The organism is Cyanobium sp. ATX 6A2 (assembly GCF_024346355.1).
Lineage (GTDB): Bacteria > Cyanobacteriota > Cyanobacteriia > PCC-6307 > Cyanobiaceae > NIES-981.
The window spans coordinates 182390-191770 of sequence record NZ_JAGQCU010000004.1; the positions used below are offsets into that span (position 1 = coordinate 182390).

The 9381-nt window shown below is 63.5% G+C and carries 18 protein-coding genes; 6 read left to right on the forward strand and 12 right to left on the reverse strand.

Translation table 11 applies throughout. From position 1 onward, the window contains the following. Window positions 1-87: 87 nt before the first annotated feature. The gene (locus KBY96_RS06100) at window positions 88-1026 is read right to left on the reverse strand and encodes a DUF5996 family protein (RefSeq protein WP_254978410.1); all 939 of its coding nucleotides are present in this window, start codon (window positions 1024-1026) and stop codon (window positions 88-90) included. Between the two features lie 169 nt (window positions 1027-1195). Here KBY96_RS06100 and KBY96_RS06105 point away from each other — a divergent pair, with 169 nt between their 5' ends. From KBY96_RS06105 to KBY96_RS06120, 4 genes are all read left to right on the forward strand, one after another. Next, a complete protein-coding gene (locus KBY96_RS06105) occupies window positions 1196-1351 on the forward strand; it encodes a hypothetical protein (RefSeq protein ID WP_254978412.1) in 156 nt (51 codons plus the stop codon). After that, window positions 1338-1505, forward strand: coding sequence for a hypothetical protein (locus KBY96_RS06110; RefSeq protein WP_254978414.1), 168 nt, complete (start codon window positions 1338-1340; stop codon window positions 1503-1505). The genes KBY96_RS06105 and KBY96_RS06110 overlap by 14 nt, the downstream gene beginning before the upstream one ends. Before the next feature lie 466 nt (window positions 1506-1971). Beyond that, complete coding sequence (locus KBY96_RS06115) at window positions 1972-2205, forward strand: type II toxin-antitoxin system HicB family antitoxin (protein WP_254978415.1); 234 nt, start codon at window positions 1972-1974, stop codon at window positions 2203-2205. Beyond that, complete coding sequence (locus KBY96_RS06120) at window positions 2198-2428, forward strand: type II toxin-antitoxin system HicA family toxin (RefSeq protein WP_254978417.1); 231 nt, start codon at window positions 2198-2200, stop codon at window positions 2426-2428. The genes KBY96_RS06115 and KBY96_RS06120 overlap by 8 nt, the downstream gene beginning before the upstream one ends. A gap of 807 nt (window positions 2429-3235) precedes the next feature. Here KBY96_RS06120 and KBY96_RS06125 read toward each other — a convergent pair. From KBY96_RS06125 to KBY96_RS06160, 8 genes are all read right to left on the reverse strand, one after another. After that, window positions 3236-3469 (reverse strand): addiction module protein, encoded by a 234-nt coding sequence (locus KBY96_RS06125; protein WP_254978418.1) that lies wholly within the window; start codon window positions 3467-3469, stop codon window positions 3236-3238. Between the two features lie 213 nt (window positions 3470-3682). Further along, window positions 3683-4090, reverse strand: coding sequence for a PIN domain-containing protein (locus KBY96_RS06130; RefSeq protein ID WP_254978419.1), 408 nt, complete (start codon window positions 4088-4090; stop codon window positions 3683-3685). Beyond that, complete coding sequence (locus KBY96_RS06135) at window positions 4087-4290, reverse strand: type II toxin-antitoxin system VapB family antitoxin (protein ID WP_254978430.1); 204 nt, start codon at window positions 4288-4290, stop codon at window positions 4087-4089. Before KBY96_RS06135 ends, KBY96_RS06130 begins: the two co-directional genes overlap by 4 nt. A gap of 361 nt (window positions 4291-4651) precedes the next feature. After that, window positions 4652-4960 (reverse strand): DUF86 domain-containing protein, encoded by a 309-nt coding sequence (locus tag KBY96_RS06140; protein WP_254978432.1) that lies wholly within the window; start codon window positions 4958-4960, stop codon window positions 4652-4654. Between the two features lie 40 nt (window positions 4961-5000). Continuing rightward, the gene (locus tag KBY96_RS06145) at window positions 5001-5267 is read right to left on the reverse strand and encodes a nucleotidyltransferase family protein (protein ID WP_254978433.1); all 267 of its coding nucleotides are present in this window, start codon (window positions 5265-5267) and stop codon (window positions 5001-5003) included. A 145-nt stretch (window positions 5268-5412) separates the two neighbouring features. After that, a complete protein-coding gene (locus KBY96_RS06150) occupies window positions 5413-5622 on the reverse strand; it encodes an addiction module protein (protein ID WP_254978434.1) in 210 nt (69 codons plus the stop codon). 131 nt (window positions 5623-5753) lie between these two features. Then, a complete protein-coding gene (locus KBY96_RS06155; protein ID WP_254978436.1) occupies window positions 5754-6107 on the reverse strand; it encodes a DUF5615 family PIN-like protein in 354 nt (117 codons plus the stop codon). Beyond that, a complete protein-coding gene (locus KBY96_RS06160) occupies window positions 6104-6409 on the reverse strand; it encodes a DUF433 domain-containing protein (RefSeq protein ID WP_315859470.1) in 306 nt (101 codons plus the stop codon). Before KBY96_RS06160 ends, KBY96_RS06155 begins: the two co-directional genes overlap by 4 nt. 229 nt (window positions 6410-6638) lie before the next feature. Between KBY96_RS06160 and KBY96_RS06165 the strand changes: the two genes are divergently transcribed. Beyond that, window positions 6639-7448 (forward strand): HNH endonuclease, encoded by an 810-nt coding sequence (locus KBY96_RS06165; protein ID WP_254978437.1) that lies wholly within the window; start codon window positions 6639-6641, stop codon window positions 7446-7448. Between the two features lie 50 nt (window positions 7449-7498). Beyond that, on the forward strand, window positions 7499-8443 hold the full coding sequence (locus KBY96_RS16370; protein WP_254978438.1) for an HNH endonuclease: 945 nt from the start codon (window positions 7499-7501) through the stop codon (window positions 8441-8443). 11 nt (window positions 8444-8454) lie between these two features. Here KBY96_RS16370 and KBY96_RS06175 read toward each other — a convergent pair whose 3' ends face one another. Genes KBY96_RS06175 through KBY96_RS06185 form a run of 3 tightly spaced genes read right to left on the reverse strand, consistent with a single transcriptional unit; the run spans window position 8455 to window position 9248 of the window. Next, complete coding sequence (locus tag KBY96_RS06175) at window positions 8455-8661, reverse strand: hypothetical protein (protein WP_254978440.1); 207 nt, start codon at window positions 8659-8661, stop codon at window positions 8455-8457. Next, window positions 8621-8890, reverse strand: coding sequence for a BrnT family toxin (locus KBY96_RS06180; RefSeq protein WP_254978441.1), 270 nt, complete (start codon window positions 8888-8890; stop codon window positions 8621-8623). Before KBY96_RS06180 ends, KBY96_RS06175 begins: the two co-directional genes overlap by 41 nt. Then, window positions 8877-9248, reverse strand: a complete 372-nt coding sequence (locus tag KBY96_RS06185) for a hypothetical protein (RefSeq protein ID WP_254978442.1) — start codon at window positions 9246-9248, stop codon at window positions 8877-8879. The genes KBY96_RS06180 and KBY96_RS06185 overlap by 14 nt, the downstream gene beginning before the upstream one ends. Window positions 9249-9381: the final 133 nt, after the last annotated feature.

Here is a 9381-nt window from a genome sequence, read left to right on the forward strand (position 1 = left end):
GGTTTCAGGCAGCGTTGGGGGAGATCCTTGACCGGTCAGCGACTGGCCATGACGGTGGCCGCTCGATCGTCTTCGAGACTCCGGGCCCTACGCCGTTGGGGTTCGCTCCAGGGCCATCCGATCCCAATGGGCCAGAGTGGCAGCGGCTTCATAGGTGCTCTGGAGAAACGCAAGCAGAACGGCATCTGGATCACCAGCCTGCCTCACCACCTCATAGGGAAGAATGAACTCCTGCAGCTCCGAGCTATAGAATGCCTCCTTTGGTTCCACGGGGCAAGCGCTGTATCCTTCAGGCGCAGGGTAGCCGTAGGCGTAGAAGATGGGTTCTTCAACTGATCCGCCACCGGGCCAGAAGCCGCAACTGCTCACCTCATGAGAGTAGGCCTCTCTTGTGACCCAATCGGCCATGCCAGGAATTCCACCGGGATGCGGTGGTGCAGATCGACCGGAGAATCGTGTGACCGCCAGATCGAAACTGCCCCAGAAGAAATGCACTGGACTCGACTTGCCAATGAATCTGGATCTGAAGATGGTCAGGATGCGATGAGCCTGCACCAGAATCTGCCAAAAACGCTGCACGTAGGCTGAATCGTAGGCAGCATGCAGCTCGTCGTGCTCGAAGCGCATGGGATCGACCATTTCCTGGGGCATGGTCCAGATCGAGACGTCGATATCGATGTCTTTCAGTGCCGCCATCAGCGCCCGGTAGACATCGGCGACGGATCGCGGTGCCAGCTTGATGCTGCGGCTTGCTCCATCGTTTGCCTCAAGGCACAGCTGATGCTCAAGAAAGTCGAACCGGATTTCAAACGTACGCGTCTGATAGGCAATGGTGCCCGTGGTCAGCCCGCGCGGGGTCACATAGAGCGTTGACTGCCACCAGTGATTGATCGCGGGCATGAGCGCCAGCCGGATCTTGCCAACGATCTGAGTCCACAGGTGCAATGTGGTGTAAGTGTCCTGCCATGCCGCCACGGGCAGGCTCGGCAGCAAGGCTGCCGGGGGAGGATGGGGCGTCATCTCCATGGGGGTGTGCAGAACGGCATGGCTGTGAAGAAAGGCCGAACGGCTTCAATCCTGCGCCGGCGTTGTGGCTTCGTTCTAGCTGTGCTGGTTGATTGATCTGCACGCGATCTGCCCGCTCGTCGTGAATCGCAATTCAGCGACGTGATCTCACTTCAATGGCGGCGTCTGCGTGCTCAATCAGCTATGGGGGCTGCTGGCGCGAGCGGATGAGTCGCTGGATCTGCTGCTGTACTCCGAGCGGGAGTGCGAGGAGCGCCGCCAGTGGCGCACGCATGTGATCGGCAGGGCGTTCCGGGAGGGGCGATTGCTGGATGGTGTTCTCTGAGCCGGATGGTCTGCTGAAGATCGCCATCGCCGATCTGGAGGGCGCCTGGGGCTTCTGGTTGCAGCAGGCGGTGGAGATCCGCCGCTCACCCATGACCTGTGCCGACTGCTGTTGCTGCTGGAGGCGGGCGTCGCCGCGAGCCACCGAGCCATAGCCGCAGGCTTCTCCGATGGAGTAGATGCCGATATCGACGACGTGGAAACGCTGTTACCAGTCGCCACGATGGAGTCGCAGGGTGCTGAGCACCTGTTCGGTTCGTGGGCTGGTGCTGGTCATCGGGGTTCCGATCTGGATGCCATTTCTGCCGGGAGTGTGTCCGTGCTGCACCGCGGCCCTGGGTTGCTGCGAACGTGGTTCGGGGACTGGAACGGCCCAGCCACACCCGGCGCCGGGTTGGCTGCAGCCGCCACGCGATCACGCCAGAAGGGATCCCAGCAGGGGCGCCCGGCAGCCGCCAGCATCACTCCATGGCCAACAGCAACCTCCAGCAACGGGCCAGAGCCTTCCGTCATGGCCGCAGGTCTTCCTCAAGGATGCCGGGACGACCAACGCTTCTCAGGCTGGCCGAGCTCAACAGAGGCTCTCGCTAGGATTTAGGCCCTGTGCAGGGGGTGGACGACATGGCTGAGCACATCGTCAATCTGCATGTGGAACGCTTGCCGGAGGGGTGCTATCTCGCCACCTCAGACGAAGTACCCGGGCTCGTGGCCCAAGGTCGAACCCTGGCTGAGACCCTGGAAATCGCCAGGGATGTCGCCAAGCGCTTGATGGAGGCCCAGGTGGAGCGCGGTGATGTCCGCGGCGTTTCGCCGCTGGAGGAGCGCTTTGACCATCCCCTGGTGGTGAGTGCCTGAGTGGGTCGGCTGGCCGGATACCGGTACCGGGAGCGTGAAACGGCTGAAGCGGCTTGGATTCACCTTCGATCGCCAGGCCGCAGGATCCCATGAGATCTGGTTTCGCGAATCAGACAACCGCTACACCACCATCCCCAATCATCCGGATGACATGCCAGATGGCACCTTGCGGGCGATTCTGCGTCAGGCCGGTATCAGCGTGGAGGCGTTTCTAAGCCAGTAATCCCCGTCTCGGTGTGGATCGCCGCAGCGGCTGTGCTGGCCCGGTAGGAGCCGTCCAATGGCACCAGTTTTGCAGCGGTGGGCGGGATGCTGCCCCTGACTGGGCAAAGGGACCAGGACGGCATAGCCACGCCCGGAGCCGGGTTGGCTGCAGCCGCCACGCGCCCACGCCAGAAGGGATCCCAGCAGGGGCGCCCTCCTGACGGGCCGCCCAAAACCAAACCTGGCCCGGTCGCCCGGGAGCCGCCAGCATCCCTCCATGGCCTCCAGCCCCTCTGTTGCCTTCCTTCGCCTCCGGCAGTACATCGCCGAGCGCATGCGCATGAGCCCCATCGACCAACCGCTGATGCTCCTGGAACTGCTGGGCCACTGATATGCCAGGCAACAGCCAGCCCGGCCCCAGCGCAGGACGTGGCCCGGCGGATCCTGGGCAGCCGATGGTGGGCAAGGTGCTCACCGGCAACGGCATCACCGCCTACGGCAACGGCGCCTACAGCCTGATCGGCGGCCCGCCTGGGCTCATGGATTGGGCCGATCGTTCTGTAGCCGTGAGCGAATCCAGAGCGGATCGCGTCGACACTCGAGGATGGCGTAGATGTCGATGCTTGCCTCCTCCACCAAGTAGTAGAGAGCGAATGGGAATCTTCTGATCAACAGCCGATGGAAGCCGTCAACCTTCGAATGGATGCCAGCGTACAGACTCAATGACTGGACATCGGCCTCAATAACGTCAAGACAACGGTCGCCGAGGCCGACGAGCTGGCACTCATAAAATATCCAGCCATTGCGGAGATCATCCCTGGCGACGTCAAGAAGTCTGATGTCCACGAAGCTCAGATCTCAGCTCAGCGATGGCAGCATTCCAGGGCTGAAAACGGTCAGGATCCTGCCGTACCTGCTCACGACGTCGCTCTAATTCATCGCGATGCCAGGAGGGGGAATCGACCTGATCGGGCGTAGCGGAGAGATCTGCCCAGACGAGTTCCATCGCCTCGAGCTTCTCTTCCAGACTCATCTCAGCCAGAGAGAAATGTGCCGCCATCAGCCGAGGCCTCCGAGGGAGCAATCTCGCCACTGTAGAGCTGATGCAACCACGACAACGATCCAGACCACACGTTCAGAGGTTTGCTGTTCAACTCACCAGTGCCACCCCCTGTCACACCCGCCAGGATTCCCCCATGCCCCCACCCCCCTCCGCCACCTACGAGCGGCTGGTGGGCAAACTGCTTGGGGGGGTGCGAAGGAAGAGCGACCCTCACGCCGTTCCCCACAACCGGAACTCCACCTGCTGAGAGGCTGCCTGAAAGTCCTTGTCGGTTGTCAGCAGCGTCAGCTCGTAGCGCTGGCAAAGTTGGATGAGCAGGGCATCGATGGTGCCGATCTGGATCCCTCTGCGGCGGCAGACATTGCGGATGTCCGCGGCTGCCATGTGGTCCTGCTTGTCGGGCTGGAGGAAGGCGAGGGCGGAAAGGCGCTCCACGAGCTGCTCTCGGTTTTTGGGGCCGGCAAAACCCTGGAGGACCTCCTGGAGCACCAATCCCGTGGTGAAGACCTGCTCAGCACCCTGAAGAGCAGCACGAAGGGCGACCACCTCAGGCGCGCCGGGGTGACCATCACGGCGAAAGGCCAGCGACCAGACCGAGGTATCGACCAGCAGGCTCACCGCTGGCGTTCCCGTTCAGCCTTGACGTCGTAGCCGGGGTCCCACTCGAGCTTGCCGAAGAGCTCGGCAACCTGGCGTTGCTCCCGGCGCGCGATGAACTCCTGAAGGGCACGGGTCACAGCGGCCTTTTTGGTAGGCTCACCGCTCACGCGGAAGGCGTGATCGAGCAGATCCTGATCGAGAGCGAGATTCGTGGCCATGTGTGACCTCGCCGTGAGGTGCCCACACATTAGGGCCATCGGCCTGGCTGAGGGGGCAGGCAAGCGCATGGCATCGCGGCAGGGCTTCTCCCCCTACAAGTGCCACCCCTTGTCACCCCCGCCAGGATTCCCCTATGCCCCGCCCCAGCGCAGGACGTGGCCCGGCGGATCCTGGGCAGCCGATGGTGGGCAAGGTTCACCTTCAACGGCATCACCGCCTACGGCAACGGCGCCACCAGCCTGATCGGCGGCGACGAGCTGAGCGAAGCCGAGCGCGACGCGCTGCAGCAGCTGTGTCGCCAGCGCCTCGATGCCTTCCGCGAGCAGGGGGCGAGGAGCTGTTTGCCCACCTCAGCCGCCATCAGAGTTCAGCCTCAACCACTTGGTCCAACTGGTCAGCCAGGGCTGGAATGCTCTCGGAAACGATCTGCCAGATGGTGTCTTCTTCCAGGCCGAAGTAGGCGTGCGCCAGAATATCGCGGAGGCCAGCAATGCGTCGCCAGGGCAGCTGGGGGTGCCGCTCACGGACCGCTGGCGGGATCTGTTTCGCCGCTTCACCCAGCACCTCCAGGTTGCGGAGTACGGCGTCAACCAACATCTCGTCAGCAAGAAATTGCTGCCGGGTGAGCCCCTGGCTGTATCGGAGCACCTTGGAGCAGCACAGCTGCATGTCCTGGAGGAACAGCGACCAAGTCCGGGCACTTCCCCGTTCAGGCAAGCGGAATGGCCTCCTGCTCGATCCGCTGCCGCAGTTCAGGGCGAAGACCGCGGCGCGTCACCAGGTCCACCCGGGCGCTGAGCAGGTCTTCCAGGGCCAGCTTGAGGTCCATGTACTGCTCAAAACTGGGGCTGGAGGGGAAATCCACCAGCAGGTCCACGTCGCTCTGCAGCCCTGCCGCTCCGTGGATCACAGAGCCGAAGACGCGAAGATCCTGGCCACCATGGGCGGCTGTGAGCGCGAGCAGCTCGGGGGCCATCTGCCTGAGCCGCTGAAGCGTGGGTGGCTGTCTGGGATCCATGGCTCCCATTCTGCTGCCAATGCCGGCTCAAGCCTTCCGTACCAGCGCTGGGTTTCCAGCAGATCCTCCACCGCCTCCGGCAGGAAGCGAACCGCGGGCATGGTCATCCGATGCCGAGCTGGCTCCGCACCTCATCCCAGGACACAGCCGCTTCGGGGTTTTCGCGATGGGTCGCCCAGCGCCGGTCGAGCTCGGCGCAGAGGGCAGGGTCCACCGGCAGCGCCCCATCTCGGGACTGGTCATCAAGGCAGTCCCATAGGGCGATCGCCAGGGCCAGCCGCTCGTTCAGGGGCAGTTGCAGCAGGTCAGACATGGGCGTCATCGCCACTCCTACCGGCAAGGAGTCCATCGTAAGCGCGGTCGAAGCCGGGCAAAGGGACTGGAGAGATGGATGCCCATGAGCCAGGTGGTCAAGCGGGTCATCGGCGCCGAGTTCACTGACGTTCAATGCCGAACAACCAATGCCTTCCGGCTCAGCTCGATGAGGACATGGGTTTCAAACAACCGGTTCAGCTCCGGCAGAACACGAAGCAGCAGAGCGGTGAGATCCTGGTTGCCGATGTTGCCCGTGGCCACAAGCAGAAGTCTGGCGGGAGTGCCGCGCAAGAGATGACTGCGGACGAAATCTGCATCCTTGCTGAAGACAATCCTCCCATCGCTGTCGGCAATGGAGGCAATCATGTTGTCGGCGCTGCGATTGCCATCAGGCAGATCAAGGGTGTGGAGGATGTCGCAACCCAATTGCTCCAGCGGACGAACGAGCGATCGTGGCAGCTGGGCATCCAGCAGGATCCTCATGCAGAGAGGAGGTCAACCCGCTGAATTCGGGAAAGCTGGGTTGCGTACTCAAGCACTGCAGTGATGTCTTCAGCCTCGAGATCTGGATAATCGGCGAGAATGTCAGCCGCACTCATCCCAGCTGACAACAGTTCGAGCACCATCTCCACGGGATAACGCAACCCGCGGATGGTTGGCTTTCCGTGGCAGATCTCAGGGTTGATGGTGATGCGCCCAAGCTGGTCTGTCATGACGGTTTCCTGGCTTCCCCAGCCTAAGGGGGACAGCAGATCACGATCGTGAGCTGGTTGTGGCGCTGGCATGGGGATCTTTTGGGCCTCTCCCTCACCAATGCCACCCCCCGTCACACGCCCGCCAGGATTCCCCCATGCCCCCGCCCCCCTCTGCTGCCTTCCTTCGCCTGCGCGAGACCATCGCCAAGCAGATGCGCATGAGCCACACCTAGCAACCGCTCATGCTGCTGGAGCTGCTGGGGAGGAGCAGCCCCGCCCCAGCGCAGGACGTGGCCCGGCAGATCCTGGCCAGCGGATGGTGGGCAAGGTGCTGACCGGCAACGGCATCACCGCCTACGGCAACGGCGCCTACAGCCTGATCGGCGGCGACGCGCTGCAGCAGCTGTGCCGCCAGCGCCTCGACTCCTTCCGCGAGCAGCGCGGCGAGGAAGTATTTGCCCACCGCTCCCGCCACCGCAGCCCGATCAGCGGCTCGGTGAAGTACCGGGTGCTCACCAGGGCACGGGGCCGCTGCGAGTGCTGCGGCGCGCACGAGCACCAGCGGGCCCTGGAGGTGGACCACATCATCCCCAGACACCAAGGCGGCTCCGACGCCATCAGCAACCTGCAGGCGCTCTGCTTCCGCTGCAACGCCGGCAAGCGCGACGGCTGTTTGCCTACGCAAGAGGGCGCACCGACTTCCGCGGCGTGCAGGCCAGCTACGGCAACCGCGAAGCGGGCTGTGTGTTCTGCGCGCTGGAGGGCAGCGGCCGGGTGCTGCTGGAGAACGCATTCAAAGCTCTGCATCGCTGACGCCTACCCCGTGAGCGAGGGGCACAGCCTGGTGATTCCGCGTCGTCATGGGGCCGATGGGCTGGAGCTGCACCAGCCGGAATGGAACGCCGTGGTGGAACTGCTGAAGCTGCGGCGGGAGCAGCTGAGTGCCCAGGGCGCCACGATCAGCGGCTGGGCTGGTTTGCTCAACGCAAGAGGGGGGCTGAACTCAGGCGAGGCGGCGGGGCAGACGGTGTTTCATGCCCACTGGCATTTGATCCCGAGGCGCGAGGGAGATTGTGAGCAGCCGCGAAGGGGCGTGCGAGGGGTGATCCCGTCGAGACAGGCCTACTGAAGACAGCCAGCCCTACCTCAGCTACAACGAGGCAACTACTGGCCGGATCCGTGCCCTCCTACTGGTGGGTCAACCACAAACAGACCTACCGGCAGGAGACCGACGGCGGCTACATCTGGTCGCCGAAGGTCAATGCCAATGGCGCGCGGAACGTGACCTACGACAACCTCAGCCGCTGCCAGTGGGGGGATGTGGTGTTCAGCTATGCCAATGGGCGGATCAGCCAGATCGGACTGGTGGAAACGGCAGCGGTCACGGCCACCAAGCCGCCGGAGTTCGGCTCAGCGGGGGAGAACTGGAGCCAGGAGGGCTGGCTGGTGCGGGTGAACTGGCAGCCGCTGCGCCAGGCCCTGGTGCCGCAGACGTTCTTTGAGCTGCTGCAACCGCTGCTGCCGGAACGCCACAGCCCGATCAGCACCAGCACCGGCCGGGGCAACCAGGGTGTGTACCTGGCAGGGCTGAGCGAATCCCTGGGGCTGCTGCTGCTCCAGCTGATCGAGGAGCACGCCGATGCAGCAGTGCGGGTGCACCTGGTGGTGCTGGCGGAAGAGGGCGACTACACCGCGGCGCTGCTCGATGACATGCAGCGGTTGCGGGAGGTGCCCAGCAGCACCGAGCGCGATGCGCTCACCAAGGCGCGGCTGGGGCAGGGGTTGTTTCGCCATCGGGTGTCGGAGCTGGAGCCGGCCTGCAGGGCCACGGGCTTGTCGCGGCAGGAGTTCCTGGTGGCGAGCCACATCAAACCCTGGCGATCCTGCGACAACAGCGAACGTCTGAGCGGAGCCAACGGCCTGCTGCTCTCCCCCCATGTGGACAAGCTGTTTGATCGCCACTGGATCAGCTTCGACTCAGGCGGCGAGCTGATCTGGCAGCACGAGGCGGCAGGGGAAGCCTTGCGCTGCTGGGGCATTGAAGGGGCGAACCTGATCCGGCCGTTCAGCCGCGAACAGGAGGAGGCGTTCTTGAGTGCGCATCGGGATGCCCTGAGGCACTGAGGCCGATGGGGTCAAGAGGCTTGGGTTGGTTTGGCCACAAAAGGCTGATCCGGCTGGCCAGGGCGCTTGATCACGGCGTGCGTGAGATCTTCCTCAGTGATTTCGGGGATCTCTTCATATTCCTCAGGTTGGATGATATGGGCATCCACGCGCTGAAGATCAGAGTGGATCGTGCCTTCAGGAGAAGTCAGGGAAAAAACGACGCTGTTCTCGTTCATTGGCCTTTCGCATGGAGATGATGTGCCTGATGCCGTTGCGCTCCGTGTAGATCACGATCACGGCGCGACCTCGCAGCCATCCAACGCAGACGATTCTGACTTCACCATAGTCTCGCCTTCGATCGGGGACCTCGATCGTTGGGCCGGCGAAGACAGTCTCAGCATCGAGAAAATCCAGGCCGCGCTGCTCCAGAGTCCACTGGCGCTTGGCCGAGTCAAAGCGGATCACCGGGCAGGAAGCGCTGGATGAAGGCCGCCAACGGCATGGGACCGCAGCGGGGAATCCAGCTGCCGCCGCCTGGGATCCGCCGCCAGCACTGCACCTGTAGGCGGGGGTCTGCGCAGGGGATGAGCTGCACCAGGTAGCGGTACTCGGCATCAGCCGCTTGCTCAGGACTCTGGATTGGCTCCGCCCTGGGCTGGGTGCTCAGAAAGGCGGCGAGGAAGGAGGCGGGTTCAGGATTTTCGCGCAGGGCTGCCGCGAAGCGCCAGGCGGCTCCGGTGGGGTAGCCGTCGTGGTGGAGGTAGAGGTGGTGCTCAAGGACGCCGGGAAAGCCGGAGAAGGAAAAGACGGCGCGGGTGGCCAAGGGGCTGGAGCAGATGCTCCTATCAGTGCCACCGCTGTACCAGCTCTACAGCCGAGAAAGAGGCTGAGAAATAGTTAAGAAGCCCCTAGTTCCGTCACATTACAGGCACCAATAAGCAATGTTGCACATTGCT

Coding starts and splice junctions, on each gene's coding strand:
- KBY96_RS06100 (WP_254978410.1), bottom strand. CDS start 1,026: ATGGAGATGACGCCCCATCCTCCCCCGGCAGCCTTGCTGCCGAGCCTG.
- KBY96_RS06110 (WP_254978414.1), top strand. CDS start 1,338: ATGGTGTTCTCTGAGCCGGATGGTCTGCTGAAGATCGCCATCGCCGAT.
- KBY96_RS06115 (WP_254978415.1), top strand. CDS start 1,972: ATGGCTGAGCACATCGTCAATCTGCATGTGGAACGCTTGCCGGAGGGG.
- KBY96_RS06125 (WP_254978418.1), bottom strand. CDS start 3,469: ATGGCGGCACATTTCTCTCTGGCTGAGATGAGTCTGGAAGAGAAGCTC.
- KBY96_RS06135 (WP_254978430.1), bottom strand. CDS start 4,290: ATGGCCACGAATCTCGCTCTCGATCAGGATCTGCTCGATCACGCCTTC.
- KBY96_RS06140 (WP_254978432.1), bottom strand. CDS start 4,960: ATGCAGCTGTGCTGCTCCAAGGTGCTCCGATACAGCCAGGGGCTCACC.
- KBY96_RS06145 (WP_254978433.1), bottom strand. CDS start 5,267: ATGGCCCCCGAGCTGCTCGCGCTCACAGCCGCCCATGGTGGCCAGGAT.
- KBY96_RS06150 (WP_254978434.1), bottom strand. CDS start 5,622: ATGTCTGACCTGCTGCAACTGCCCCTGAACGAGCGGCTGGCCCTGGCG.
- KBY96_RS06155 (WP_254978436.1), bottom strand. CDS start 6,107: ATGAGGATCCTGCTGGATGCCCAGCTGCCACGATCGCTCGTTCGTCCG.
- KBY96_RS06160 (WP_315859470.1), bottom strand. CDS start 6,409: ATGCCAGCGCCACAACCAGCTCACGATCGTGATCTGCTGTCCCCCTTA.
- KBY96_RS06175 (WP_254978440.1), bottom strand. CDS start 8,661: ATGAACGAGAACAGCGTCGTTTTTTCCCTGACTTCTCCTGAAGGCACG.